Here is a 26,733-nt window from a genome sequence, read left to right on the forward strand (position 1 = left end):
GGAGTGCACAGACCGAATGGCAAAAGACGACGTCATACAAATGCAGGGCGAGATTCTTGAGAATCTCCCCAACGCGACATTTCGAGTAAAGCTGGAAAACGGCCACGTGGTGCTCGGCCACATTTCGGGTAAAATGCGCATGAATTACATTCGCATTCTTCCCGGCGACAAGGTGACGGTGGAACTGACGCCGTACGACTTGAGCCGGGCCCGGATTGTGTTCCGTACCAAGTAAACATTTTGAAATCGAACCATCCGAACTAAGAGAGTGCAAATATGAAAGTTCTCGCATCAGTCAAGCGGATCTGCCGCAACTGCAAGATCATCAAGCGCAAAGGCGTTGTCCGCGTAATCTGCGTGGAACCGCGTCACAAACAGCGTCAAGGTTAAACTTAACGTTATTTATTGAGGAATAACGAATGGCACGTATTGCAGGGGTAAACATCCCAAATCATCAGCACACTGTTATCGGCCTGACGGCGATCTACGGTGTTGGCCGTCCACGCTCGCAGAAAATCTGCGATGCAACCGGTGTAGCGACGAATAAAAAAGTCAAAGACCTGGACGATAACGAACTCGAAAAGCTGCGTGACGAAGTCGCGAAGTTTGTCGTTGAAGGCGATCTGCGCCGCGAACTGTCCATGAACATCAAGCGTTTGATGGACCTGGGCTGCTACCGCGGAATGCGTCACCGTAAAGGCCTGCCTTGCCGCGGCCAGCGTACACGCACCAATGCCCGTACCCGTAAAGGTCCGCGCAAGGCCGCTCAATCGCTTAAGAAATAACTAGGAAACAACTATGGCTAAGCAACAAAGCAGCGCCGCAGCAGCGCGCGTTCGCAAAAAAGTTAAAAAGAACGTCGCCGAAGGCATCGCCCACGTCCACGCATCGTTTAACAACACCATCATCACGATCACCGATCGCCAGGGCAATGCCCTGTCGTGGGCGACGTCCGGCGGTGCAGGCTTCAAGGGTTCGCGTAAATCGACCCCGTTCGCAGCGCAGGTCGCCGCTGAAGCTGCAGGCAAGGTCGCTGTCGAGTGCGGCGTGAAGAACCTCGAAGTACGCATCAAGGGCCCAGGTCCTGGTCGTGAGTCGGCAGTTCGCGCTTTGAACAACCTGGGTATCAAGATCACCGAAATCCAGGACGTGACGCCAGTACCGCACAACGGTTGCCGTCCACCGAAGCGTCGTCGTATCTAATACGCCGCGTTTCTGTAAAAAGATCGCCGGTGCAGTTCCCGAATAGGGTATACTGCCCGGCTGTCGTCGCCTGTGCCGCACTCGTGCGCCAGGTATTGAAGCCACCGTCCAACTGACTATCAGAATTGGACTAGCGCCTGTCGCATCCTGCGGGATCCTCGGGGCGTCACTTAAAACAAAGGAAGCATCGTGGCACGTTATATCGGACCTAAAGCAAAATTGTCCCGCCGTGAAGGTACGGACCTGTTCCTCAAGAGCGCACGTCGTTCGCTCGATTCGAAATGCAAACTGGACGTCAAGCCAGGCCAGCACGGTGTCAAATCCGGCGCCCGCACTTCGGACTACGGCAATCAGCTCCGCGAAAAGCAAAAAGTCAAGCGCATGTACGGCATCCTGGAGCGTCAGTTCCGCCGCTACTTCGCCGAAGCGAACCGTCGCAAGGGCAACACCGGCGAAACGCTGCTGCGTTTGCTGGAAGCGCGTCTCGACAACGTCTGCTACCGGATGGGCTTTGGCTCGACCCGCGCCGAAGCGCGCCAGTTGGTCAGCCATAAAGCGTTCACCGTGAACGGCAATGTCGTCAACATCGCTTCCTACGCCGTCAAGACCGGCGACGTCATCGCCGTGCGCGAAAAGTCGAAGAAGCAGGTTCGTATCGTCGAAGCACTGTCGCTCGCTGAGCAGGTCGGCATGCCGAGCTGGGTGTCGGTCGATTCGAAGAAGATGGAAGGCACTTTCCGTTCGTTCCCAGAGCGTAACGAGATCGCCAACGACGTCAACGAAGCGCTGATCGTCGAGCTGTACTCGCGTTAAACACCGGCCGCGTTTGACGCTGCCGCTGCCGTATCCCCGCCCGCTCCACAAGGAGCGGGCGTTTTCACTAATGCCATCAGCCTTATCGGCGTAACGAGCCGAGGGTATTGAAAAGGACATTTCATGCAAAACAGTTTGTTGAAGCCACGTATTATCGATGTTGAATCCCTCGGTGCCGGTCACGCCAAAGTCGTGATGGAGCCGTTCGAGCGTGGCTATGGCCACACATTGGGTAATGCGCTGCGCCGCGTCCTGCTGTCGTCGATGGTCGGCTACGCGCCAACCGAAGTGACGATCGCCGGCGTCGTCCATGAGTATTCGTCGCTGGACGGCGTGCAGGAAGACGTCGTCGACCTGCTGCTGAACCTGAAGGGCGTCGTCTTCAAAGTGCACAACCGCGATTCCGTCACCCTGACCCTGAAAAAGGAAGGCGAAGGCGCAATCCTGGCGTCCGACATCGACCTGCCGCATGACGTCGAACTGATCAACCCGGACCACGTGATCGCTCACCTGACCGCCGGCGGCAAGCTCGACATGCAGATCAAGGTCGAAAAAGGCCGTGGCTACGTTCCTGGTAACGTGCGCCGCCTGTCGGAAGACACCAACAAGACGATCGGCCGCATCATCCTGGACGCTTCGTTCTCGCCGGTGCGCCGCGTGTCGTACTTCGTTGAGTCGGCCCGTGTCGAACAGCGTACCGACCTCGACAAGCTGGTCATCAACATCGAAACGAACGGCGTGATCACGCCAGAAGAAGCGATCCGCCAGTCGGCCCGCGTCCTGGTCGATCAGCTCAACGTGTTCGCTGCACTGGAAGGCACGGAAGCTGCCGCTGAAGCGCCATCGCGCGCGCCGCTGGTCGATCCGATCCTGCTGCGTCCAGTCGACGACCTCGAGCTGACGGTGCGTTCGGCCAACTGCCTGAAGGCCGAAAACATCTACTACATCGGCGACCTGATCCAGCGTTCGGAAAACGAGCTGCTGAAGACGCCAAACCTGGGCCGCAAGTCGCTCAACGAGATCAAGGAAGTCCTTGCATCGCGTGGCTTGACCCTGGGCATGAAGCTGGAAAACTGGCCGCCTGCCGGCTTGGAGAAGTAATTTTGTCGTACCCCGGCCGTGCACATTGCCCGGCCGGCATTTTTTAACTCAATTTTTAAAACCGGTCCGCGGCGATTCATAGCAATCACCGATCGAAGAACTGGAATAAAAACACTCGAAAGGAATTACCATGCGTCACCGTCACGGCCTTCGCAAGCTGAATCGTACTTCGTCCCACCGCCTCGCCATGCTGCGCAACATGACCGTTTCCCTGCTGCGTCATGAAGCCATCAAGACCACCGTTCCTAAGGCTAAGGAACTGCGCAAAGTGATCGAGCCGATCCTGACCATGGGCAAGACCGACACCCTGGCCAACAAGCGCCTGGCATTCGCCCGCCTGCGCGACCGCGAAATGGTCCTGAAGCTGTTCGCTGAACTGGGCCCACGCTACGCCAACCGTAACGGTGGCTATCTGCGTATCCTGAAAATGGGTTTCCGCGTCGGCGACAATGCACCGATGTGCTACGTCGAACTGATGGACCGTCCAGAAGTCACCGATGTTGAAGAAGCGCCAACCGCCGAGTAATCAGCGCGTTCGTTGCACAATGAAAGCCAGGCCTAGCCTGGCTTTTTGTTTTTTGGCGCCATGGATGAATGTCGGTAATCTTTACAGCTTGTGCAAATACATTCATGACGGATTTCCAAGCTCATGTTAGCAATGAATTTAATCCATTGGCACGATAACTGCTTCGCAATTGGTTCGACCAACTAAAATAAAATCACCATGTCCTCCATGACTACTTCGAACTGCCCCTCCGTTTTAACGAAAATCGTCAAGGCGGCTTGCTTCGCCGCGGGGCTCCTATATGCCGCCATCGGGCATGCTGGCGTATTAAGCTTTACAGACACAACAGTTGGCGGCCCGACCTGGAATCGCCCGCTTTCCACGACGACCTTAAGTGCCATAGGTACAAACGTCGCCTATGACGTCACACAATTTCGCGTGGATCAAAGCGGCAGTTACTCCTTCTTTAGTCAGGGCTTGCTACCGTTAGTTTGGGATAACTATTTAGTGTTGTACGCCAACGCATTCTCCGCAACGTCGCCAACGGCCAATATCATTACGTTAAACGACGATTATCCGGGCATTGGCGGCGCGGGATTTGTAGTGAACTTAACTGCTGGTATTGACTATTTCGTGGTCGAAACTGGCTTTGGTAACAGTAATGCCGGCACGTATAGCATCGTCATCACAGGCTTGGGCAGCGGAACTGCATCGATCGTTGGCGCCAATGTGGTTCCGGAACCTGCAAGTCTGGCATTGCTGGGCCTCGGGATCTCTGGACTGTTCGCGGCGCGCCGCCGCAGCGCTCAAATTCTCTAATACCGGCATCTGGAGTATTCCATCTGCGTCCGCGACACAGATGGGGTCGCGTTTGAAAATGAACGTAGCGCTGGTCCGGCTGGCGTCAGCGTCCAGGGCGTTGCAGGGCAGCCAACGGAGCGGTAATCCGCTCGACGGCACCAAGGTCCACCGATCCTCACGTTCTAAACCTGCCACCGATGCACTCTTGAGTGCATCGACGACGCCGTGTGCCTGGGCCGATCACGCAGGGCGTGACGGCTGGCCCGTGGTAGCCGACGCGATCGTTGGCACGGGTGTACTATTCTGCCTGCGCCGTCCGGACCAGTTCGGCTGCTTACAATCAACAGGAAACCCATGGCCAGTGTCTCGACCCGTCCCGCCCGCAGTGTTGCGCCGTTTAACACGTTGATGCGCGCCTGCGCGGCGCTGCTGCTGCTGCTGTGCGCACTGCTGGCGAGCGGCCCGGCCGCGGCGGCCGACGAGTTTCTCGAGCCGGGCGTGGCGTTCAAGTTTTCGGCGCGCATGCAGGAAGGCGGCACGCTGGCGGTTACCTACGACATCGCCGACGGCTACTACATGTACCGCGAACAGTTCAAGTTCAGCGCCGACGGCGCCACCCTTGGCACGCCGACTTTCCCTGTGGGCAAAGTCAAGTTCGACGATACGTTCCAGAAAAACGTCGAGACGTACCGCAAATCGGTCACCATCACGATGCCGGTGCAGGCCGCCGGCCTGTTCACCTTGAAGGCGACCTCGCAAGGCTGCGCCGATGCCGGCCTGTGCTATTCGCCGCAGGAAGCGACCGAGCGGCTGATGGGCAACGCCGTCGCAGCGCCTGGCGCGACGCCGGCGATGAGCGTGACGCCGGCGACGCCGGCGTCCGCCGCCCCGGTTGCTATGGCGCCGGCCGGGGCCGCGCCATCCGAACTGTCCGGCATTGCCGCGGTGCTAGGTGGCGGCAAGCTCGTCGCCATCATTCCCGCCTTTATTTTGCTCGGCCTGGGCCTGGCGTTTACGCCGTGCGTGTTGCCGATGGTGCCGATCCTGTCGTCGATCATTGTCGGCGAGGGGGCCATCAAGCGCGCGCGCGCCTTGCTGCTGTCGGTCACCTACGCGCTCGGCATGGCGCTGGTCTACACGGCGCTGGGCGTGGCCGCCGGACTGGCCGGCGAAGGCCTGGCCGCGGCGCTGCAGAACCCCTGGGTGCTGGGCACCTTCGGCATCCTGATCGTCGCCATGGCGCTGTCGATGTTCGGCGTCTACGAACTGCAGCTGCCGGCCGCGCTGCAAACCCGGCTGGCCAACGCGTCCGGCCGCCAGTCGTCCGGCAAGCTGGCCGGCGTGTTCGCCATGGGCGCCATCTCCGCGCTGATCGTCGGTCCGTGCGTCGCCGCGCCGCTGGCCGGTGCGCTGCTCTACATCAGCCAGACGCGCGACGTCGTCGTCGGCGGCGCCGCGCTGTTCGCGATGGCGATCGGCATGAGCATTCCGCTGCTGCTGGTGGGTGTGTCGGCCGGCTCGCTGCTGCCGCGCGCCGGCGCCTGGATGAACTCGGTCAAGCGCTTCTTCGGCGTGCTGATGCTGGCGATGGCGCTGTGGCTGGTGTCGCCCGTGCTGCCGGCGGCGCTGCAGATGGTAATGTGGGCGGCGCTGCTGATGGGCTACGGCTTCTACCTGCTGCGTTCCACCCGCCACTGGGCAGCCATGACCTTGGCGGCCGCGTTCGCCGTGCTCGGCGTGGTCCAGCTGCTCGGCTTTGCCAGCGGCGGGCGCGACCCGCTGGCGCCACTGGCCCACCTGGCGCCCGGCGCGGGCGAACACGGCCTGCGCTTTACCCGCATCAAGACGGTCGCCCAGCTCGACGCGGCGCTGGCCCAAACCGGCGGCAAGACGGCGATGCTCGACTTCTACGCCGACTGGTGCGTCTCGTGCAAGGAGATGGAAAAGCTGACCTTCGTCGACCCCGGCGTCAAGGCCAGGCTGGCCGACAGCGTGCTGCTGCAGGTGGACGTGACGGCCAACGACGCCGACGACAAGGCGATGCTCAAGCGGTTCGGCCTGTTCGGGCCACCCGGCATCATCCTGTTCGACGCGCGCGGCCAGGAAATTCCCGACAGCCGCGTCATCGGCTACCAGAACGCCGAAAAGTTCACCGCGTCGCTGGCAAAGCTGAAATAAGGCGACGGCTGCAGGTGCGGGCCGGCATCAGGGCGTCGACCAAGTGCGGTCTTTCGCCAGCATGACCTCATGATGGCCGCACCCGGCCGGAATCATCGGAAAGCAGTTTTCGGCCTGTTCGACCACCACGTCGAGCAAAAACGGACCGGTCGACGCCAGGCAGGCGGCGAGCGCAGCGTCGAGCTCATCGGCATGCTCGACGCGTGCCGCCTGCCACCCGAACGCCCGCGCCAGGGCGACGAAATCGGGCAGCGCCTCGGTGTAGCTGTGGCTGTAGCGGGCGCCGTGGTGCAGTTCTTGCCACTGCCGCACCATTCCCATGCAGCCATTGTTTGACAGGATCACCTTGACCGGGCAGCGATGCTGCATGGCGGTGGACAACTCCTGGATGTTCATCTGGATCGAGGCGTCGCCGCTGACGCAGACCACCAGCTTGCCGGGATGGGCAATCTGCGCGCCGATTGCCGCCGGCAAGCCGTAGCCCATGGTGCCGGCGCCGCCCGAGGTCAGCCAGCGGCGCGGTGCATCGAACGGCAGATATTGCGCCGCCCACATCTGGTGCTGTCCGACGTCGGTCGCCACGATGGCGTCCTGGCCGGCAAGGGCGGCTGCCAGCCGCTGCATCAGTTGCTGGGGCACGATGGTCGAGGCCCCTTCGCCGCCAGTGAAGCCGAGCGAGCCGTGCGCGCGCCAGGCGGCGATCTGCCGCCACCACGCCGCCGTCGCGCCCGCATCGAGCGCCAGCGCGTCGAGTTGGCGATGCAGCCCGGCCAGCACCGCGTGGCAGTCGCCCGCCAGGCCGATATCGGTGGACACGACCTTGCCGATCGAGGCCGGATCGATGTCGATGTGAATGATGCGCGCACCGGGACAGAAGTCGTCGAGCTTGCCGGTGACGCGGTCGTCGAAGCGCGCGCCGACGCACACCACCAGGTCCGCCTCGTGCATGGCCAGGTTCGCCTCCAGCGTGCCGTGCATGCCCAGCATGCCGAGCCATTGCGGCTGCGAGGCGGGGAAGGCGCCAAGTCCCATCAGCGTCAGCGTGCAAGGCGCGTTCGTTCTGAGCACCAGCTCGGTAAAGCTGGCGCACGCCGCCTCGCCCGAATTGATCAGCCCGCCACCGCCGTACATCACCGGCCGGCGCGCCGCGGCGATCATGGCGGCGGCCGCCGCCAGCGCGGCCGCGGGGACATCGTGCTGCACCGGCGCCGCCGCCAAGGCAGGCAGCGCGGGCGGCGCCTGCAGGCGCTGCGCCTGCACATCCTTCGGCACATCGACCAGCACCGGGCCGGGGCGCCCGCCGGTGGCCTCGGCAACCGCGCGGCGGATGGTGGCGGCGATGTCGGCGCTGTCGCGCACCTGCACGTTCCATTTCGTCACCGTGCGTGAAATGCCGAGCGCGTCGCATTCCTGGAATGCATTGGTGCCGATCGACGTCGTCGCCACCTGGCCGCTGATGCACAGCACCGGGATCGAATCGCTGAGCGCATCGAGCAGGCCGGAGGTGGTGTTGGCGATGCCCGGGCCGGAGGTGACGAACACCACGCCGAGCCGGCCGGTCGAGCGCGCGTAGCCCTGGGCGGCGTGCACGGCCGCCTGCTCGTGGCGCACCAGCACGTGGCGCAGGCGCCCGTCCAGGTGCAGCGCGTCGTACAGCGGCAGCACAGCGCCGCCGGGGTAGCCGAAAACGGTATCCACGCCGCACTCGATCAGCGTGCGCACCAGCACCTGGGCGCCGCTGACGGCCAGGTTTTCCATCTCGTTGGGTGATATGTTCATCGCTAAATTTTATCCACGCAACCGGTGAAAGTGCTTCATAATTTCAGCGTGATTTCACCAGTTTCGGAAAATTTGATGGATATCGACGGCAAAGCCGGAAAAAAATTCGACGAGCACGACCGCGCGATCCTGCGCGTGCTGCTGGCCGACTCGCGCACCACCTTGCAGGAGATCGGCCGCGCGGTCGGGCTGTCGACCACTTCGTGCTGGAACCGCATCAAGCGGATGGAGGAGTCGGGCGCGATCCAGGGCTACACGGTCAGGGTCGACCTGGCCCAGATCGGCTACCAGGATACGGTGATCGTGCAGGTCACCCTGGAGAGCCACAGCGAGGAGACGCTTTGGGAGTTCGGTCGCGCGCTCGAATCGATCCCCGAGATTCTCGAGGCGTTCCTCATTTCGGGCGACTACGATTATTTCATCCGCATTGCGGTGAAGGATACGCGCGACTATGAACGGCTGTTGCGCGAGCAGCTGTACCAGATACCCGGCATCCGCCACAGCAAATCGAGCTTTGTGCTGCGCACGCTGAAAAAATCGGATACGCCGCTGGCTGCGGCGCCGGCGCCTACTCGGCGCTAGCGCCGGCCTGCGCCGACTCGCGCCGGCGCGCCGCCAGGTCGCGCGTCCGGGCCAGCATGCGAGCCCGCGCCGACGCCGGCAAGCGCGGCGCGGCCGAGGCGTGCTCCGGCGCGTCGTCCACTGCCGGGCCGCCGCCGACCAGCACGATGAACTGCTGCGTCAGCAATTCGTCGATGTCGGCCTCGCCCAAGCCTACCGCCGCCAGCTTGGCCAGCAGCGACGCGCGCGTGTGGCGCCCGTCGATCTGGACCAGCAGCATGCGCAGCCGGGCAGGGAGGTGGTGCTTGCGTGTGGCGATTTCCTCGCGGCCTTTGTCGCTCTTGTCGTAAATGCAGGTATTCATCAGCGGTCTCCAATTGTTGTTGGTGTTGTCGAGCCGGTGTTGCCGTGCGGATATACGAATGGATATTACACAATATTGAACGGGATGGGCAAAAAAAGGGCTATGTCGCCGCGATCCGGTCTGGTTCAGACCTCGGCCGTTGGGCGTAGTTCAATATCCCCGACTTCGCGGTGACATCGCCAAAAAAAGAGGAGCCGAAGCTCCTCTGTGGTTGCGTGCCGCGCGATCAGCCGCGCATGCCACCCTTCATGTGATGGCCGCCACCGTGGTGACCGCCGCCGTGACCGCGTCCGCGCATGGTGCTCTCGTCAAACACTTTCTTCTGCGCCGGCGTCAGCGTCGCATAGAAGGTGTTCAGCGCGGCCAGCTTCGATTCCATGGCGGCGGTGTGCTGCTTGGCCATGGCGATCATCTTCTCCATCCGGGCCGGGGCCGACAGGGTCGCCATCGCCGCGTGCTCGCCCCGTCCTGCCATTGGCGTCGGCTTGATCGCTGCCTGGTAGGCCGTCCATGCCGGCTGCTGCTCCGGCGTCAGCTGCAGCGCTGCGGCCTGTTTGGCCTGGCGCTTGGCGTAATGCTCGCTCCATTTTGCCATCCGCTGTTCCTGGCTGACGGCGTGGCCGTGGCGGCCTTCCGGCGCGGCCGCCGTTTGTGCGATGGCGACGCTGCCGAAGCCGGCGACGACCATGGCGATCAGGACCTGCTTGCGTAATGCGTTCATGTGTTTTTCCTTGAGAGTTAAGTGGGTTGTGCGTCTCAACTGCTCGGTGCACGGTTCCCATCATGGTGGCGCGGTGTTTCCACCGGATGTCCGCTGCCGCGCACTTTGTATCAATTTGTTTCGACCCCCGGCGTATATACATGATGATACAAATACCCTGTTCATGGGGACCTTAACTGGGGATAATCCCATCATGGATACTCCCTCTACCATTCTGATCGTCGACGACGACCGCGACATCCGCTCGCTGCTGGCCGACTACCTCGAGTCGAACGGCTACCGCGCCCTGGCCGCGGCCGACGGCACGGCGATGTGGAAGATACTCGACGAGGCGCGCCCCGACCTCATCGTGCTCGACCTGAACCTGCCCGGCGACGACGGCCTGACCCTGTGCCGCAAGCTGCGCGCCCATTCGACCTTGCCGGTGATCATGCTCACGGCGCGCAACGAGCCGCTCGACCGCATCCTCGGCCTCGAGATGGGCGCCGACGACTACCTGCCGAAGCCGTTCGAGCCGCGCGAGCTGCTCGCGCGCATCCGCAGCGTGCTGCGGCGCAGCCACGCGATGCCGTCGAATACGCCGGCCGACAACGCCCAGCAGATGCGCTTCTCCGGCTGGACGCTCGACCTGACCGCGCGCCACCTGCTCAACCCGGACGGCATGGTGATCATGCTGTCGGGCGCCGAATTTCGCCTCTTGCGCGTGTTCCTCGAACACCCGAACCGGGTGCTCAACCGCGACCAGCTGCTGAACCTCACGCAAGGGCGCGACGCCGATCCGTTCGACCGCTCGATCGACATCCAGATCAGCCGCCTGCGCCAGAAGCTGGGCGAAGACGCGCGTCTGCCGCAGATCATCAAGACGGTGCGCAACGGCGGCTACGTGCTGGCCGGCCAGGTCACGGTCGAGCCGCCGGCATGAAGGCGTTCTTCGGCTCGATGACCGGCCGCGTGTTCCTGACGCTGCTGCTGGGGATCGTGCTGTCGGCCGCGCTGACCCAATGGCTGGCCGACGCCGAGCGCCAGCGCGTCATCGAAGAGTACCGCGACATGCACGCGCTCGAGCGCGCCGAGCAACTGATCATGGCCGCCGAAGTGGTGCCGGCGTCGGCGCGGCTGGCGTACCTGGCGGTGGCCAACCGGCCCGGCATCCTGCTCGAGGAAGTCACCGGCGCACTGGCGCACTCGAACGCGCACTCCGTGTTTGCCGCCGCGCTGGCGCAGCGCCTCGGCCGCGCCTACCAGCTCGCATCGATCTCGGCGCGCCCGGCCGCGTGCGACGTGCCGCGCACCCAGTCGACCATGTTCGGCGAAACCAAGGCGCCGTGGCGCGGCGTCTGCGAGAGCATCGACGTGCGGCTGCGCGACGGCGAGCAGCTGCGCCTGTCGGTGCTGCCGCCGCGGCCGTCGCCGTTCGCCGGCAAGACCGACTACCGCACCATCATCGCGCTGTTCTTGGTCAGTATCGCCTTCCTCGCCTACCTGGTCGCGCGCATGACGACCCGTCCGCTCAAGCAGCTGGCGCAGGCGGCCAAGGACCTCGGCAACGACATCAACCACCCGCCTTTGAAACTGGCCGGCGCCAGCGAGATCCGCCAGGCCAGCGCCGCCTTCAACGCCATGCAGGCGCGCATCCGCCAGTACATCTTCCAGCGCACCCAGATGCTGGCGGCGATCACCCACGACTTGCAAACGCCGCTGACGCGCCTGCGCCTGCGCCTTGAAAAAGTGTCCGACCCGGAGCTGCAGGAGCGCCTGGTCGGCGACCTGTCGGCGATGCAGGCGATGGTCAAGGAAGGACTCGACCTGGCGCGCAGCGTCGACACCACCGAGGCGATGCAGCCGCTCGACTTCGATTCGCTGCTCGACAGCGTCTGTTCCGACGCCAGCGATGCCGGCCAGCACGTCGTGCTCAACGGGCGCGCCGCGATGGCGCTGCTGGGGCGACCGATGGGCTTGCGCCGCTGCCTGGTCAACCTGATCGACAACGCCGTCAAGTACGGCCAGGAAGCGGTCGTCACGGTCGAGCGCATGGCCGGCGCGGCGCGCATCCACATCCGCGACGCCGGCCCCGGCATCGCCAGCGCCGAGCAGGCCCGCGTGTTCGAGCCGTTCTACCGGGTCGAAAGTTCGCGCTCGCGCGAGTCGGGCGGCACCGGCCTGGGCCTGACCATCGCCCGCAATATTGCCGAGCAGCACGGCGGCACGCTGGCGCTGGCCAACCATCCCGACGGCGGCCTCCTGGTGACCCTGGTGCTGCCGGAGTATTACGCCGCAAAATGAACCATGCGACAATCGCGCTGACCGATTTCAATTAACTGCAACAGCCGCCCGCGCGGGCGGACAGGGAACAGCATGAACAAGAAGAATATTGGTGTCATTGCCGCCGCCATCGCCATCATCGGCGCCACCGCGTGGTACCTGCAGGGAGCCGGCGAAGCGCCCAGGGGCGCCGCCGGCGCCAAGGGCGCCGCCCAGCCGCCGACGGTGGTCAGCGTCATCAAGCCGCAGCGCCAGGACGTGCCGGTCGAAGTGCGCTCGAACGGCACCGTCACCCCGGTCAGCAGCGTCGAACTGCATCCGCAGATCACCAGCACCATCCGCACCGTGCATATCAAGGAAGGCCAGTTCGTCAAGGCGGGCGAGCTGATGTTCTCGCTCGACGACCGCGGCGACCGCGCCAACGTCGACAAGGCGCGCGCCCAGATCGCCCGCGACCAGGCCGCGCTGGCCGACGTCGAGCGCCAGTACAAGCGCAGCGAAGAGCTGGTGGCGCAAAAGTTCCTGGCCCAGAGCGCGCTCGACACCTTGAAGAGCCAGGTCGATTCGGCGCGCGCGCTGCTGGCGGCCAACCAGGCCGCGCTGCGCGCCACCGGCGTGGCGGCCAGCTACAACACGATCCGCGCGCCGATGAGCGGGCGGGTCGGCGCCATCAACGTGTTCCCCGGCAGCCTGGTGCAGCCGGCCACGTCGCTGACCTCCGTCACCCAGCTCGATCCGATCAACGTCGCCTTCACCTTGCCCGAGTCGGCGCTCGGCAAGCTGCTGGCGGCGCAAAAGAACGGCGCCGTCAAGGTCGACGCCATCGCCGGCGAGGCCGGCAAACCGGTCACCGGCACCGTCAGCTTCATCGACAACACGGTCGACCCGGTGGCCGGCACGATCCGCGTCAAGGCCCGCTTCGACAACCGCGACAGCAGCCTGTGGCCGGGGCAGTACGTCACCACCAGGCTGACCTTGCAGACGCTGGCCGGCGCTGTCGTGATCCCGCAAACGTCCATCATCACCAGCACGCGCGGCAGCTTCGTCTACGTCGTCGACGCCGACCAGTCGGCGCGCCAGGTGCCGGTGGCGCGCCTGCACGGCTTCGGCCTGCACGCGGCCGTATCGGGCCTGGCCGGCGACGAGCAGGTCATTACCGAAGGCAAGCAGAACCTGCGCCCGGGCGGCAAGGTCAAGCTTGCCGAGCCGGCCGCGCCGAAGGGCGGCCCGACCCGCGTCGCCACCAAGGACCCTTCATGAGCATCTCCGAACTGTCGATCCGGCGCCCCGTGATGGTGGTGCTGCTGTCGATCGCCATCGTGCTGATCGGCGTGCTGGCCTACCGCAGCATCCCGGTGGCCGCGCTGCCGAGCTATAACACGCCCGTCATCAACGTGCAGGCCAACCTGTCCGGCGCCAGTCCGGAGACGATGGCGTCGTCGGTCGCGCTGCCGCTGGAAAAGCAGTTCTCCACCATTGCCGGCATCGACCTGATCACCTCGACCAGCACCCAGGGCCAGACCTCGCTGACGCTCGAATTCAACCCCAGCATCGACGTCAACGTCGCCGCCATCGACGTCCAGGCGGCGCTGCTCGGCGCCCAGCGCCAGCTGCCGCAGGAAATGACGGAGCTGCCGTCGTACCGCAAGGTCAACCCGGCCGACGCGCCGGTGCTGTTCATGACGATGACGTCGCCGTCGATGAGTCTGTCGGACCTGAACGACTACGCCGAGAACCTGATCGCCCCGAGCCTGTCGACCTTGCCGGGCGTGGCGCAGGTCAGCGTCAACGGCCAGAAACGCTTCGCCGTGCGGGTGCGCGCCAAGGCCGACCTGATGAACGCGCGTAACCTGTCGATGGACGAACTGGCCATCGCGCTGCGCGCGGCCAATTCGAATTCGCCGCTCGGCATTCTCGACGGCCCCAGCCAGACCCTGACGATCCAGGGCAATCCGCAGCTGATGAAGGCGTCCGAATTTGCCGAACTGATCGTCGCCAACCGCAACGGCCAGGCGGTGCGCCTGCGCGACGTCGCCACCGTCGAGGACAGCTTCCAGTCGGTCAAGACGGCCGGCAGCTACAACGGCGAGCGCTCGATCGTGCTGCTGGTGCAGCGCCAGCCCAACGCCAACACGGTGCAGGTGGTCGACGCGGTGCGCAAACTGCTGCCGCAGTTCCAGTCGCAGGTGCCGGCCTCGATCAAGATCAACCTGGTCAACGACCGCTCGGTGTCGATCCGCGAAGCGATCCACGACGTCAACCTGACCCTCGCCGCCACCGTCGCGCTGGTGGTGCTGGTGATCTTCCTGTTCCTGCACCGCGCCGCGGCCACCTTTATCCCGGCGGTGACGATGCCGATCTCGCTGCTCGGCGCGCTGGCGCTGCTCAACTGGCTCGGCTACAGCCTCGATAACGTCTCGCTGCTGGGCATCACGCTGGCCGTCGGCCTGGTCGTCGATGACGCCATCGTCGTGCTGGAAAATATCGTGCGCCACATCGAGATGGGCAAAAAACCGATGCAGGCCGCGCTGGTCGGCTCCAAAGAGATGGGCTTTACGATCGTCTCGATTTCGATTTCGCTGGTGGCCGTGTTCATCCCGATCTTCTTCATGCCCGGCGTGATCGGCTTGCTGTTCCACGAATTCGCGGTGGTCGTCGGCCTGTCGATCCTGGTGTCGGCGGTGGTCTCGCTGACCTTGGTGCCGATGCTGGCGAGCCGCCTGCTGCCGGCCCACGTCGAAAACGGCGAAGGCGAAAAGAGCTTCATCGGCCGCCACTTCGAACGCGGTTTTGCGCGCGTGCGCAACGGCTACGAGCGCTCGCTCGACGTCGCGCTGGCGCACCGCAACGTGGTGCTGCTGGTGGCGCTGGCCACCTTCGCGCTGACGGTGGTGCTGTACGTGACGATCCCGAAGGGCTTCTTCCCGGAGGAAGACCTCGGCCAGATCCGCGTCACCACCGAGGCGGCCGAAGACACCTCGTCGGCGGCGCTGCTCGAACTGCAGGAGCGGGTCGCCGCCATCATCAAGGCCGATCCGGCGGTGCAGGACGTGACGTCGTTTACGGGCGGGGGCAACAGCGGGCGCATGTTCCTGGTGCTCAAGCCGCGCGCCGACCGCGACAAGATGCCGGCGGTGCTGGACCGCATCCGCAAGGCCACCCGCGCCGTGCCCGGCGTCGCCGTGTATCTGAGCCCGATCCAGAACCTGCAGCTCGGCGGGCGCCCGAGCAAGAGCCGCTACCAGTACACCTTGCAAAGCATCAGCTCCGATTCGCTCGGCGCGTGGGCCAGCAAGTTCCAGGAAGCGATGCGCAACGATCCGAACTTCCGCGACGTCACCAGCGACTCGCAGAACCGCGGCCTGCAGGCGTCCTTGAAAATCGACCGCGACAAGGCCAACGTGCTCGGCGTGCAGATGGCCGACGTGCGCACCGCGCTGTACGCCGCGTTCGGCGAGCGCCAGGTCTCGACCATCTACGCGCCGGCCGCCAGCTACAACGTCATCCTCGAGGCCGATGCGGCCGACCGCCAGTTCGACGATGCGCTGTCGCGCGTGTCGGTGCGCAGCAAGGACGGCCAGCTGGTGCAGCTGGCGTCGTTCGCGCGGGTCGAGCGTACCGTCGGGCCGATCTCGGTCAACCACCAGGGCCAGCTGCAGGCGATCACGCTGTCGTTCAACCTGGCGCCGGACGTGCCGCTCGGCGTCGCCACCAGCGCGATCGACAAGATGGCCAAGGACATGGGCCTGCCGCCGTCGATCATCACCAAGTACGGTGGCGACGCGGCCGTGTTCAAGGATTCGCAATCGAGCCAGCTGATCCTGATTCTCGCCGCGCTCGGCGTGATCTACGTGCTGCTCGGCGTGCTCTACGAGAGCTACATCCACCCGCTGACCATTCTCGCCGGCCTGCCGTCGGCGGCCGTCGGCGCGCTGCTGACCTTGCGCATCTTCGGCCTCGACCTGACGATGATCGCCATCATCGGCATCCTGATGCTGATCGGCATCGTCAAGAAGAACGCCATCATGATGATCGACTTCGCCATCGACGCCCAGCGCAACGGCGGCATGGCGCCGGAGGCGGCGATCCGCGAAGCGTGCATCCTGCGTTTCCGGCCGATCCTGATGACGACCCTGGCCGCGCTGATGGGCGCCTTGCCGATCGCGCTGGGCATCGGCGCCGGCGCCGAACTGCGCCAGCCGCTCGGCCTGGCCGTCGTCGGCGGCCTGCTGTTCTCGCAAGTGATCACGCTGTACATCACGCCGGTGATCTACCTGTTCCTCGACCGCTACAGCGGCAGCGGGCCGATGACCGACAAGCAGCTCGCCGCCTTCGACGTGGCCGACGAACCGCATGCGGCGCCGGAGAAACTGGTGGCGCGCGAACAGGCGCCGCACCCGGTGCGCCGCGCCGGCTAGTTGCAGTTGCTGATACACACTGTAACAAGCTGCACGGCGGTAATCTTGTAAGCTCTACAAGTGAGCCGCCGTGCGCATGCTGCGCAAAACGGTTAGACTGCGGCTCTGCCGCGTCGCATCGACGCCGTCCCAGGAGTTGTTTTCATTTTGCGTGATCATTCCCACTTTTCGCCCGACAATAACGGTATTTGCGACCACTGCGGCCAGGCTCTGCCTGCCACGGTGAGTCCGTGGGACCGTCGCGGACCGAACCGTACCGCCGTGGTGGCGACGATCCTGCTGCACTTGCTGCTGGTGGCAATCTACCTGTTGCAGCCGAAGACCGAGAAGCACGCGCCGCCGCCCGCCGGCGGGACGATGGTCTACGTCGCGCCGCTGCCGCCGGGCAAACCGAAACCGAAACCGCCGCAGCAGCAGGCGCCGAAAAAAGTGACGAAGTCGACGCCGGTGCAGGTCAAGCGCCTGCCCAACACGATCACCGTGCCGAAAGAAAAGCCGGTCGAAGTGGTGGTGGAAGAGCCAAAGCCGGTGGTCTCGCCGCCGCCGCAGGAAGTCGACATGCAGGCCTACGTCGAGGCGCGCCGCAAGGCCCGCGGCGCCAAGGAGCCGGGCGACCAGCCTGCCGAGGAAAGCGAAAATGCGCGCGCCGACCGCATCGCCAAGGCCAACATTGCCGCCGCCAACGGCCGCAGCCGCGGTGACGACAAGAACGAAACCGGCGGCGTATTTACTCTCACCAACAAGACGTCGCTCAGCGCCGATCTCAAGTTTCGCGGCTGGAACCCGAATTTCAAGCGCCGCTGGCTGCAGCAGGTGACGGTGGAAGTGGGCACCGAGCCCGACGTCGAGACGGCCGTCGTCAAGAAGATGATCGAGCTGATCCGCAAGGAAAAGACCGGCGACTTCGAGTGGGATTCGCACCGCCTGCAACGGGTGGTGACGATGAGCGCGCGGCCGGCCGACACGGCCGAGCTGCAGGCGTTTCTGTTCAAGGAAATGTTCCCGGAATACAGGCGCGGGCGCTGAGAAACCGGGGCGCGTCGCCAATGCCATTCCTACAGTGGCCTGGCACGTGCGCCTATTTTCTTGCGCCTGAGCGACGAGCCGGCCGACATTCCCGGCGGCGAGGAGCTTGCCGGCGACGCAGGCTTGGATGACGTGGCCGAGATCCAGCAAAGTGCGCAACGCGAAGGCATGGGCCGACATCGCCATCGCGGCCGCGGCCACGACCAGGCGGAGGACGCCACTGCCGACGTCGACAAGCTGGGGAGTCAGCAGCCGGGCGCCGCCAAGACGGGCGACGGCGGGCCGCGCCGCTAGCGCGGGCCGGCCGCTTCAGTAGTTGGACGTGGCTGGATCGACCGCTCCCTTGCGCCGCGGGACCTATCTAAGTCTCATCGCGTTTTGAATTCTCGATCAACGCGGCAAGATGCGGCTCGATCGGCATACGCTTGAACATGTTGACAGCACTGCTGCCCGTGTTTCCGGATGGTACAAGTCCGACTGCAGATCCCATGGCGCCGAGAAAAATGCGCATGGCTTGGCCGCAGGCATCGACAAGCAAGCGGCGCCTCGCGGCGATGCGCAACATCGCCCAATGTGTACGGACGTGGGGCCACACATAGCCTTGCCCCACGACATGCGCCCTTTCCAGGCAACCCATGGCAGCGTCGAATAGACCAGCTCGGATAAACGATTCCGCGTTGACCATTTCAGTCTCAAACCACGCTTGCAATTCATTTTTTATCGCCATGCTTGTCTCCCTGGGATGCCGCCGGCGCCACCCCCGTGTGGTGGGCTGGCGGCATCCGCGTCGGCATCAGCTGTTCGCACAGGAGCAAGCAGCTCCGCATTGGCATTGCGGGCCGCAGCTGCACGCTTTTTGTTCGATCTGCTTCTGGCAGCCGCAGGCGCAGCTAGTGCCGGGGCAGGCCGACGATTTGCAATTGCATTGTGTGGTGGTGTTCATGGCAACTCTCTTTTCGGTTAAGGTGAGAGGCCAGTGTAGGGTCGCCCGGCGGCGGCGGCTTGAACGAAACGGCTAACCTGAACCCAGGATCGGCTCGATGCCCGCCGCCGGCACGCCGAACATGCGCTTGAAGGTGCGCGAGAAATGCGCGGAGTCGGCAAACCCGCCGGCGTGAGCAGCGTCGGTCAGGCTCACGCCTGCCGCATACAATGCCACCGCAACCTCGAGGCGCAACCAGAGCACATAGGGGCGGAAACGAATGCCGGTTTCTTCCAGAAACAGATGGCGGAAGCGGTCGGGAGAAAGGTGGACGGCGTCGGCCACGTCGGCCATCACCACGGTCTGGCCAAGCCGTTCACGCAGCACTTCGACGGCACGCTCGACCCGCTTGTCGAGTGGCCTGGCGGGCGCAGTCTGCATCGAGGTCAGCCGTTCCGGTATGGCGCGGGCGCGCGCTGCCAATTCGTCGTTGGCGGCGCCTTGGTGAAACGCGGCAGCGAGCTGCGCTACGTCATCGCCGAAGGCGTCCGCCGCGAGCGGTTCGATGCCGGCCGGGTAGCGTTCGCGCAGCACGCGCCCTTGGCGCCATTCCGGTTCGGCGAAGATCATCGCGACGAGTTCGCCGCTTGCCTCGAACGCATGTGGTTGATGCGCGGCGATAATTACCGATGCATAAGATGTCCACTCTTCCGCCGGACGCCGGAAGCGGACTGCGCCAGCCGAGAGCGCGATGGTGATCTGGATGGCGTGATGCGCATGGAAGTCCGTTTCCGCTCCCGCATGGCCAATCCAGATGCTGCCGCCGCGCCACACCACGATCCGTCCAATGCCGGCAGGCTGGACGCCGCCCGATCTCCATCCGCTAGCCATGGTCTTGCCCCCGTGAAGCGTCATTGCACAAGTGACGCGTGGCCGTGCTGCCAGGCCGCTGCCTGCCGCCGTTCAGCGGCATTGTCCGAGGCTGAGTGCATTGTCGGGGTCGCAGCGCAGCGCGCCGCGCAGTTCCGTCAGCTCGCCGGCAACACGCCCGGCGCAGGCGATCTGCACTTCCCTGCCGGGCGCCGCCGTCACCCGTACGCCGGCGTTGCGCTTGCCGTTCTCGACGTAGTCGAACACCGCGTAGTCGACGCCTTCGTTGGTGAACGTCAACTCGACCCGGTCGACCTGGTGCCGAGCGTAGTTGGTCAGGTACATCGTGCTGGGCGCATTGGCCGGATCGGCGGGGAACGCCAGCTCGATGCGGCCTGGTCGGCCGAAGCGGTACTGCACCGCGTCCGTGCTGGCGCCGCATACGCCGATCCACTTCTTGCTGGCAATCTGGCACGAAAAAAAGGGCGTCTCCGAAGCGGTGCACAGCCCGCCGCCGGCCGCGCCGGTACCAGTGACCATCAGCAGCAGCAATGCCGCCCCGCGCCCCCGCATCAGTGCTGGCCCGGCGGGAATTGCTGGGCCGCCGCCTTGATGCGCGCGTACGCGCTTGCCATTTTTTCGTCGTAGCGGTTCTTCTTGTAGCCCGGGCCGTTGTAGAGCAGTGCGAACGTTTCCCAGTCATTGCGGCGCAAGGCGCCGAGCATCGGCTTGTTGTGTGCAACGAACTGCACGAATGCGCGCAGGTGTTCCGGCTCGGCGCGCGCGTGCGCCAGCACCATCGCCGCAGCCGACGTAAACCCGGCCGCCAGGAAGTTGTTGCCCATGATCTGGAAGCGTCCCCACGACGCCGAGCGCAGCGCCGCATCCGGCGCCAGGTGCCACGCTTCGGCCAGCTTGGGGTACTGCTCCCTGGATTTTCCGTAGCCGCCAGTGGTGGCCTGCGAAATGGCCGGGTGCGTCGCGTCGAACCGGCCTTGCGTCAGGCGATGAAAGTAATGGCGCTCGTAGAGGATGGTCGGCCTGCCCTGGCTGTCGAACGGGTTGCCCAGCGTCTCGACCTCGGCCACCGCCTGTATCGCCGCCACTTCGACGCCGAGCGTGGCTGCGGCCAGCAGGAAGTCATTGTCGGTGATGCCGCGTTCAGCATTGAAGTGGCCGTCAAACAGCAAGCCGATGTCGGCGATCGAGTCGATGTGGTCGGCGTGCGTGCCCGGGGAGGCCGTGCTGCGCGCATGGAGGCCAGGGCGGGGTGGTGGCCCGCCCGGTGTCGGGTGCCTGGGCCCCGCGATCAAGTACTTTTTCATCTGCTCGTTCCTCTGCAGAAACAGTCAGGAATCGATTCCTGGTGCGCCTTCAACATAGCACATTGCATGGTGATTCCTGGTTGATTTTTGAGTAGCTTTCCATAGCTCAAGTGCTCGTTCGATGGGAACGCTTGATCCATAGACCTCGTACATGGCATACCTGCTCTAGTCTGTGCAATCACAGCACCGCGCGCATCGCGTCGAGGTACTGCTCCGACTCCGAGATCGAATTGTGGCCGGCGCCGCGGATGACGACCTGCGTGGCGACGCCGGCGGCGAAGCTGGCGTGCAGGCGCTCGGTGCTCACGCGCGGGATCACGTCGTCGTGCTCGGCGCGCAAAATCAGCGTCGGCACGCGCACCGTCTGCGCGTGGCGGGCGGACTCGAACTTGTCAGTCAGCAGCCAGCGCACTGGAAAGTACGGGAACTGCGCCGCGGCAATCGCCGCCATGCTGTCGTACGGCGTGACCAGCACCAGGCGCGCGGCGGGTCGCTCGGCGGCAAGGCGCACCGCGACGCCGCTGCCCAGGCTGCGTCCAACTACCGCGATCTGCGGATGGTCCTGATGCACCTTGTCGAACAGCGCGCGCGCATCGGCATGCAGCGCCGCTTCGGTCGGCTTGCCTGCGCTGCCGCCGTAGCCGCGATAGTGCAGCAGGTAGATGGCGTAGCCGGGAAAGGCGCGCGCAAACGAGGCCAGGTTGGCCGACACATCTTCGGCATTGCCGCCGAAGTACAGCAGCGCTTTCGGCCCGGCATGCGGACGCACGGTCACACGAACGTCGGACGGCAGGATCAACGTGTCGGCAGGGCCGCCGTACGAGTTTGGCTGGGGGTAATAGATCAGTGTGCGCTGGAATGCAAACAAGGCGACGCATGCTGCCGCGTAGAGCAGCAGCACGATCAGGACAATTGCGGCAACAGCTCGCAAGGTCGGCTCCGTGGCGTTTGCGGTACGGCTGGGGGCGTGTCCGAATGTCAGACCTGACCCCAGGGATTGAGCTTAGCGCTTGTCGCGCAGCAGGCGGGCGATGTCGCGCGCGAAGTACGTCAGCACGCCGTCGGCGCCGGCCCGCTTGAACGCCATCATCGATTCCATCATCACCTTGTCGTGGTCGAGCCAGCCGTTTTGCGCGGCCGCCTTGATCATCGCGTATTCGCCGCTGACCTGGTAGGCAAACGTCGGCACCCGAAACTCGTCCTTCACGCGGCGCACGATGTCCAGGTACGGCATGCCCGGCTTGACCATGACCATGTCGGCGCCTTCGGTCAGGTCGAGCCCGACCTCGCGCAGCGCTTCGTCGCTGTTGGCCGGATCCATCTGGTAGGTGTTCTTGTCGGCTTTGCCGAGGTTGGCGGACGAACCGACCGCGTCGCGGAACGGGCCGTAGAACGCCGACGCGTATTTGGCCGAGTAGGCCATGATGCGGGTGTGGATGTGGCCGGCCTCTTCGAGCGCGGCGCGGATGGCGCCGATGCGTCCGTCCATCATGTCCGACGGCGCCACCACGTCGACGCCGGCAGCGGCGTGCGTGAGCGCCTGGCGGATCAGCATGTCGATGGTCAGCTCGTTGACGATGTAGCCCGATTCGTCCGGCAGGCCATCCTGGCCGTGCGTGGTGTACGGGTCGAGCGCGATGTCGGTCAGGATGCCCAGCTCGGGGAAGCGCTCCTTGAGCGCCTTGACCGCGCGCGGCACCAGGCCGTCCGGGTTGGTCGCCTCGATGCCGTCGTAGGTCTTCAGGGACGCGTCGATGACCGGGAAGATCGCCAACACGGGAATGCCGAGCGTCACGCATTCCTGCGCCACTTCCATCAGCAAGTCGACCGACACGCGTTCCACGCCCGGCATCGACGCCACCTGCTGGCGCTGGCCGGCGCCGTCGAGAATGAACACCGGGTAGATCAGGTCGGACGCGGTGATCGTGTTCTCGCGCATCAGCGCGCGCGAAAACGGATCGCGCCGCATGCGGCGCAGGCGGATGGCAGGGTAGGCGGCGGAACTATGGGCTGGCATGGGCGCGCTTTCAGGTATAAAAATTAGTCGTCGCTGTCGACCGGGTCGACCAGCTGGGCGTCCGGGTCGGCCGGGATGTCGGTCAGGCCGAGCAGGTCGATGATCTTGGCGTTGGCTTCGTCGATGCCGACGCGCTTTAGCGCCGAGAACAGCTGCACGGTGAACGGGAAGCCTTCGCCGTCTTCGTCGACGTAACTTTCGAGCATCATGCGCGCCTGGCGCAGCACGTTGGTCGATTCGTTGCGGTTAAGCTTGTCGGCCTTGGTCAGGATGCAGTGGATCGGCTTGCCGGTGGGGGCGAACCATTCGAGCATCTGGACGTCGAGTTCGGTGAACGGGCGGCGCGAGTCCATGATCAGCACCAGTGCGGCGAGCTGCTCGCGGCGCTGGACGTAGTCGCCCAGCAGCTTTTGCCAGTGCAGCTTGGCCGAGCCGGACACTTCGGCGTAACCGTAGCCGGGCAGGTCGACCAGGAACGCTTCGATTTCCTCGACGATGGTGGCGTCCTTGCGGTGCTGGCCGACGTGCGCGCCGCCGATCGAAAAGTAGTTGATGTGCTGGGTGCGGCCAGGCGTCTTCGACGCGAACGCCAGACCCTTCTGGTTGGTCAGGATGTTGATGGCGGTCGATTTGCCGGCGTTCGAGCGGCCGGCAAAAGCGATTTCAGGCGCCTTCGTATCGGGAAGATCGCGCAGTTGATTGACGGTGGTAAAGAAGCGGGCTTGCCAGAGTTTGGACATGGAGTAGACAGAAATTGCAACAAAAGGGGGCGATAACGCGAGAAAGCTATTGTACAATAAGGGGTTACGATTATTGCGAAGCCGTGTTCATTTGGTTCGCAGGCATGGTCGATGCCTTCCGCGTCGCGCCTTGGATCTTTGTATAAAACTAATTTTTTGACTCGTCTCAGGGTGTTTGAATGAATCGTGTTTGTTTACCGTCCGCCGGTGCGGCATTTGTAAAATCCTTATTGGTGGCAACCCTGGCGCTGTCCGGCCTGGCCTCCGCTGCCGCGCCAGCCGCGCCCGCCGCAGTCAAGGCTGATGCCGCCAAGGGCGGCACGCTGTACGACTCGGGCGACGCCGGCCGCGGCCTGCCGGCGTGCGTATCGTGCCACGGCGCCGCCGGTAACTCGACCATCGCCGCCAACCCGAAGCTGGCCGGCCAGATTGAACACTATGCCTACAAGCAGCTGGTCGACTTCACCGGTCCTGACCGCAACCATCCGGTCATGACCTTGTACGCAAAAATGCTGACGGACCAGGAAAAGAAAGACGTTGCCGCCTACCTTGGCAAGCAGACGCAGAAAGCCGGCGCCGCCAAGGACAAGGAATCGCTCGACCTGGGCCGCAAGATTTATCGCGGTGGCATCGCCGACAAGGGCGTCGCTGCCTGCGCCAGCTGCCACGGCGCCAACGGCGGCGGCATTCCGATCCAGTATCCACGCCTGTCCGGTCAGCACCAGGACTACACCGTTGCCCAGCTGGTCAGCTTCCGCAGCGGCGCGCGCAAGAACAGTGCGCCGATGTCGGCCCTGGCCAAGCGCATGTCGGACGACGAAATGAAGGCGGTTGCCGATTACATCGCCGGCTTGAAGTAACGCGCCAATCTAGAAACGAACGGTGGCGCGTCTGACAGGCGCGCCGGCCGGTACCAGCGAAAAAGGGCGGCAGCGAAAGCGGGCTGCCCTTTTTGTTGGTATCCTCGCGGCTTTGGTTTTGCCGCAGCACAGGAATTTGTCCCCATGAGCACCACCGGAATTGAACTCAAGACCAGACGCCGCGGCCTCGCCGACGCGGTCGAGCTGGTGTCGTCGATGCGCTTTGCCATCAGCCTGCTGACCATCATCTCGATTGCCGCGATGATCGGCACCGTGTTGAAGCAGAACGAGCCGATGCCGAACTACGTCAACCAGTTCGGTCCGTTCTGGTTCGAAGTGTTCCACAAGCTCGGCCTGTACGCGGTGTATTCGGCCTGGTGGTTCCTGTTGATCCTGACCTTCCTGATCCTCTCGACCGGCCTGTGCATCGCGCGCAACGGCCCGAAGATGATCAAGGACATGCGCAGCTGGCGCGAGAACGTGCGCGAGGTTTCCTTGCGCAACTTCCACCACAAGGCCGAGTGGACCAGCGCCTTGCCGCGCGCCGACCTGGCGCGCCAGACCGTTGCGCGCCTGGCCGACGCCGGCTACAGCGCCAAGATCGTCGACAAGGGCCACGGCACGCTGGTGGCGGCCAAGAAGGGCGCCGCCAACAAGCTCGGCTACATCTTCGCGCACAGCTCCATCATCATCATCCTGCTCGGCGGCATGCTCGACTCGGACCTGCCGATCCGCTTCCAGCTGTGGTTCATGGGCAAGACGCCGTTCGCCGGCAGCGGCGTCATCGCCGAAATTCCCGCGCAGCACCGCCTCGGCCTGGCCAATCCTACCTTCCGCGGCAACACCATGATTCCGGAAGGGCAGAGCAGCAACGTCGCCATCATCCCGCAGGCCAGCGGCGTGCTGGTGCAGGACTTGCCGTTTACCATCCTGCTGAAGAAATTCACCATCGATTTCTACTCGACCGGCATGCCGAAGCTGTTCGCCAGCGACGTCGTCATCCGCGACCACGAGACCGGCAAGACGTTTCCGGCCACCATCAAAGTCAACGAGCCGCTGATCTACAAGGGCGTGGCGATGTACCAGTCGAGCTTCGAAGACGGCGGCAGCAAGCTCAAGCTGACCGGCTTTCCGATGGCCGGCACCGACAGCAAGGCGTTCCCGCTGGCCGGCGAAGTCAACGCCGCCACTGACCTGAAACGCGGCGACGAGCAGTATTCGGTCGAGTGGACCGGCTTTCGCCCGTTCAACGTGGAAAACATCGGCGGCCAGGATACGCGCGCGGTGACCAAGGGCGAGAGCCTGAACGACCAGTTCGCCGCCAGCCTGGACAAGCATTCCGGCTCGGCCGCCAAGAACGCCAACAACAAGGACCTGAAAAACGTCGGCCCGAGCGTGCAATACAAGCTGCGCGACAAGACCGGCCAGGCGCGCGAATACCAGAACTACATGCAGCCCGTCACAGTCGACGGCGCCCAGGTGTTCCTGGCTGGCATGCGCGTTTCGCCGTCGGACCCGTTCAGCTTCCTGCGCATTCCCGCCGACGACAACTTCAGCGTGCGCGAGTGGATGCGCCTGCGCGCGGCGCTGGCCGACCCGGCGCTGCGCCAGCTGGCCGCCGAACGCTATGCGAAACGCGCCATTCCGCCGGATGCGTCGACCGATGCGCTGGCGCTGGCAGCCCAGCTGGAACAGTCGAGCGCGAAAACGCTGGCCATCTTCGCCGGCGACGGCAAGCAGGGCGGCTTCGTCGCGGTGTCGGAATTCATCGGTTCGCTGAAGGTGCCGCAGGAAGAGCAGCGCAAGGCCGCCAACATCTTCCTCAAGATGCTCAACGGCACCTTGTGGGAGCTGTGGCAGGCCGCCCGCGCGCGCGACGGTGAAGCCGCGGTGACCGCCGACGACAACCATGCGCGCTTCCTGCAGCTGGCCACCAATGCGCTGTCGGACAGCTTCTTCTACGGCGCCCCGGTGTACCTGCAGCTCGACGAATTCGTCGAGATCAAGGCGTCGGTGCTGCAGGTGTCGCGCTCGCCCGGCAAGAACGTCGTCTACCTGGGCTGCCTGTTCCTGGTGCTTGGCGTGTTCTCGATGTTCTATATCCGCGAGCGGCGCCTGTGGGTGTGGCTCGGCGACGGCGAGAACGGCCAGGGCAGCCAGGCGCTGATGGCGATGAGCACCCAGCGCAAGACGCTTGATTTCGAGCACGAATTTAACGACATGAAAGCGAAGCTGCCGCAATCGGCGTAAGCTGGCTGGGCGCGGTT

At 64.4% G+C, this 26,733-nt stretch carries 28 protein-coding genes; 18 read left to right on the forward strand and 10 right to left on the reverse strand.

Annotated features, from left to right (window positions below; translation table 11 throughout):
• Nucleotides 1-16 precede the first annotated feature (16 nt).
• From infA to dsbD, 9 genes are all read left to right on the forward strand, one after another.
• Complete coding sequence (infA, locus tag CR105_RS15265) at nt 17-235, forward strand: translation initiation factor IF-1 (RefSeq protein ID WP_005663428.1); 219 nt, start codon at nt 17-19, stop codon at nt 233-235.
• A 41-nt stretch (nt 236-276) separates the two neighbouring features.
• Entirely contained in the window at nt 277-390 is a 114-nt protein-coding gene (gene rpmJ, locus CR105_RS15270; RefSeq protein ID WP_010394471.1) for a 50S ribosomal protein L36, read from the forward strand.
• A 29-nt stretch (nt 391-419) separates the two neighbouring features.
• Complete coding sequence (rpsM, locus tag CR105_RS15275; protein ID WP_099789589.1) at nt 420-785, forward strand: 30S ribosomal protein S13; 366 nt, start codon at nt 420-422, stop codon at nt 783-785.
• Nucleotides 786-798: 13 nt separating this feature from the next.
• Nucleotides 799-1,203, forward strand: a complete 405-nt coding sequence (rpsK, locus tag CR105_RS15280) for a 30S ribosomal protein S11 (RefSeq protein WP_008444339.1) — start codon at nt 799-801, stop codon at nt 1,201-1,203.
• A gap of 189 nt (nt 1,204-1,392) precedes the next feature.
• Nucleotides 1,393-2,016 (forward strand): 30S ribosomal protein S4, encoded by a 624-nt coding sequence (gene rpsD / locus CR105_RS15285; RefSeq protein ID WP_099789591.1) that lies wholly within the window; start codon nt 1,393-1,395, stop codon nt 2,014-2,016.
• A gap of 123 nt (nt 2,017-2,139) precedes the next feature.
• Complete coding sequence (locus CR105_RS15290) at nt 2,140-3,117, forward strand: DNA-directed RNA polymerase subunit alpha (RefSeq protein WP_099789594.1); 978 nt, start codon at nt 2,140-2,142, stop codon at nt 3,115-3,117.
• Nucleotides 3,118-3,247: 130 nt separating this feature from the next.
• Nucleotides 3,248-3,643, forward strand: a complete 396-nt coding sequence (gene rplQ / locus CR105_RS15295; protein WP_099789597.1) for a 50S ribosomal protein L17 — start codon at nt 3,248-3,250, stop codon at nt 3,641-3,643.
• Nucleotides 3,644-3,841: 198 nt separating this feature from the next.
• A complete protein-coding gene (locus tag CR105_RS15300; RefSeq protein WP_099789600.1) occupies nt 3,842-4,441 on the forward strand; it encodes a PEP-CTERM sorting domain-containing protein in 600 nt (199 codons plus the stop codon).
• Between the two features lie 336 nt (nt 4,442-4,777).
• Nucleotides 4,778-6,601 (forward strand): protein-disulfide reductase DsbD, encoded by a 1,824-nt coding sequence (gene dsbD, locus CR105_RS15305; protein ID WP_370660686.1) that lies wholly within the window; start codon nt 4,778-4,780, stop codon nt 6,599-6,601.
• Between the two features lie 27 nt (nt 6,602-6,628).
• Here dsbD and ilvB read toward each other — a convergent pair whose 3' ends face one another.
• Nucleotides 6,629-8,380 (reverse strand): biosynthetic-type acetolactate synthase large subunit, encoded by a 1,752-nt coding sequence (gene ilvB, locus CR105_RS15310; RefSeq protein ID WP_099789605.1) that lies wholly within the window; start codon nt 8,378-8,380, stop codon nt 6,629-6,631.
• Between the two features lie 75 nt (nt 8,381-8,455).
• Here ilvB and CR105_RS15315 point away from each other — a divergent pair, with 75 nt between their 5' ends.
• Nucleotides 8,456-8,962: an Lrp/AsnC family transcriptional regulator gene (locus tag CR105_RS15315; RefSeq protein WP_099789608.1), complete on the forward strand. Its 507-nt coding sequence runs from the start codon at nt 8,456-8,458 to the stop codon at nt 8,960-8,962.
• On the opposite strand, the gene CR105_RS15320 is transcribed toward CR105_RS15315, so the two are convergent.
• Together CR105_RS15320 and CR105_RS15325 are read right to left on the reverse strand one after the other, a co-directional pair.
• Nucleotides 8,949-9,305, reverse strand: a complete 357-nt coding sequence (locus CR105_RS15320; protein WP_099789611.1) for a hypothetical protein — start codon at nt 9,303-9,305, stop codon at nt 8,949-8,951. The genes CR105_RS15315 and CR105_RS15320 overlap by 14 nt on opposite strands.
• Nucleotides 9,306-9,531: 226 nt before the next feature.
• Nucleotides 9,532-10,026 (reverse strand): Spy/CpxP family protein refolding chaperone, encoded by a 495-nt coding sequence (locus CR105_RS15325; protein ID WP_099789613.1) that lies wholly within the window; start codon nt 10,024-10,026, stop codon nt 9,532-9,534.
• A gap of 193 nt (nt 10,027-10,219) precedes the next feature.
• Here CR105_RS15325 and CR105_RS15330 point away from each other — a divergent pair, with 193 nt between their 5' ends.
• From CR105_RS15330 to CR105_RS15355, 6 genes are all read left to right on the forward strand, one after another.
• Entirely contained in the window at nt 10,220-10,948 is a 729-nt protein-coding gene (locus tag CR105_RS15330; RefSeq protein WP_099789616.1) for a response regulator, read from the forward strand.
• Nucleotides 10,945-12,309, forward strand: a complete 1,365-nt coding sequence (locus CR105_RS15335; protein ID WP_099789619.1) for an ATP-binding protein — start codon at nt 10,945-10,947, stop codon at nt 12,307-12,309. The genes CR105_RS15330 and CR105_RS15335 overlap by 4 nt, the downstream gene beginning before the upstream one ends.
• A gap of 72 nt (nt 12,310-12,381) precedes the next feature.
• Nucleotides 12,382-13,548: an efflux RND transporter periplasmic adaptor subunit gene (locus tag CR105_RS15340; RefSeq protein WP_099789622.1), complete on the forward strand. Its 1,167-nt coding sequence runs from the start codon at nt 12,382-12,384 to the stop codon at nt 13,546-13,548.
• Nucleotides 13,545-16,706 (forward strand): efflux RND transporter permease subunit, encoded by a 3,162-nt coding sequence (locus CR105_RS15345; RefSeq protein ID WP_099789624.1) that lies wholly within the window; start codon nt 13,545-13,547, stop codon nt 16,704-16,706. The genes CR105_RS15340 and CR105_RS15345 overlap by 4 nt, the downstream gene beginning before the upstream one ends.
• A gap of 147 nt (nt 16,707-16,853) precedes the next feature.
• A complete protein-coding gene (locus CR105_RS15350; protein WP_099789627.1) occupies nt 16,854-17,732 on the forward strand; it encodes a hypothetical protein in 879 nt (292 codons plus the stop codon).
• Between the two features lie 60 nt (nt 17,733-17,792).
• Nucleotides 17,793-18,026 (forward strand): hypothetical protein, encoded by a 234-nt coding sequence (locus CR105_RS15355; protein ID WP_099789630.1) that lies wholly within the window; start codon nt 17,793-17,795, stop codon nt 18,024-18,026.
• A 67-nt stretch (nt 18,027-18,093) separates the two neighbouring features.
• On the opposite strand, the gene CR105_RS15360 is transcribed toward CR105_RS15355, so the two are convergent.
• The 7 genes from CR105_RS15360 to yihA all read right to left on the reverse strand — a co-directional run bounded on the left by CR105_RS15360 (nt 18,094) and on the right by yihA (nt 23,606).
• Nucleotides 18,094-18,459, reverse strand: a complete 366-nt coding sequence (locus CR105_RS15360) for a DUF3703 domain-containing protein (protein WP_099789633.1) — start codon at nt 18,457-18,459, stop codon at nt 18,094-18,096.
• A 288-nt stretch (nt 18,460-18,747) separates the two neighbouring features.
• A complete protein-coding gene (locus CR105_RS15365) occupies nt 18,748-19,545 on the reverse strand; it encodes a helix-turn-helix transcriptional regulator (RefSeq protein ID WP_099789636.1) in 798 nt (265 codons plus the stop codon).
• A gap of 72 nt (nt 19,546-19,617) precedes the next feature.
• Nucleotides 19,618-20,097, reverse strand: a complete 480-nt coding sequence (locus tag CR105_RS15370) for a hypothetical protein (RefSeq protein ID WP_131021711.1) — start codon at nt 20,095-20,097, stop codon at nt 19,618-19,620.
• The gene (locus CR105_RS15375) at nt 20,097-20,849 is read right to left on the reverse strand and encodes an N-acetylmuramidase family protein (RefSeq protein WP_099789642.1); all 753 of its coding nucleotides are present in this window, start codon (nt 20,847-20,849) and stop codon (nt 20,097-20,099) included. The genes CR105_RS15370 and CR105_RS15375 overlap by 1 nt, the downstream gene beginning before the upstream one ends.
• Nucleotides 20,850-21,027: 178 nt before the next feature.
• Nucleotides 21,028-21,780: an alpha/beta hydrolase gene (locus CR105_RS15380; protein WP_099789645.1), complete on the reverse strand. Its 753-nt coding sequence runs from the start codon at nt 21,778-21,780 to the stop codon at nt 21,028-21,030.
• Nucleotides 21,781-21,852: 72 nt separating this feature from the next.
• Complete coding sequence (gene hemB / locus CR105_RS15385) at nt 21,853-22,866, reverse strand: porphobilinogen synthase (protein WP_099789649.1); 1,014 nt, start codon at nt 22,864-22,866, stop codon at nt 21,853-21,855.
• Nucleotides 22,867-22,889: 23 nt separating this feature from the next.
• Complete coding sequence (gene yihA / locus CR105_RS15390) at nt 22,890-23,606, reverse strand: ribosome biogenesis GTP-binding protein YihA/YsxC (protein ID WP_099789652.1); 717 nt, start codon at nt 23,604-23,606, stop codon at nt 22,890-22,892.
• Nucleotides 23,607-23,785: 179 nt separating this feature from the next.
• Here yihA and CR105_RS15395 point away from each other — a divergent pair, with 179 nt between their 5' ends.
• Complete coding sequence (locus CR105_RS15395) at nt 23,786-24,466, forward strand: c-type cytochrome (protein WP_099789655.1); 681 nt, start codon at nt 23,786-23,788, stop codon at nt 24,464-24,466.
• Nucleotides 24,467-24,610: 144 nt separating this feature from the next.
• Nucleotides 24,611-26,716 carry a cytochrome c biogenesis protein ResB gene (locus CR105_RS15400; protein WP_099789658.1) on the forward strand — a complete coding sequence of 702 codons (2,106 nt, stop codon included), beginning with the start codon at nt 24,611-24,613 and terminating at the stop codon, nt 26,714-26,716.
• Nucleotides 26,717-26,733: the final 17 nt, after the last annotated feature.

Source organism: Massilia eurypsychrophila (genome assembly GCF_002760655.1).
Taxonomy (GTDB): domain Bacteria; phylum Pseudomonadota; class Gammaproteobacteria; order Burkholderiales; family Burkholderiaceae_D; genus JAFCUW01.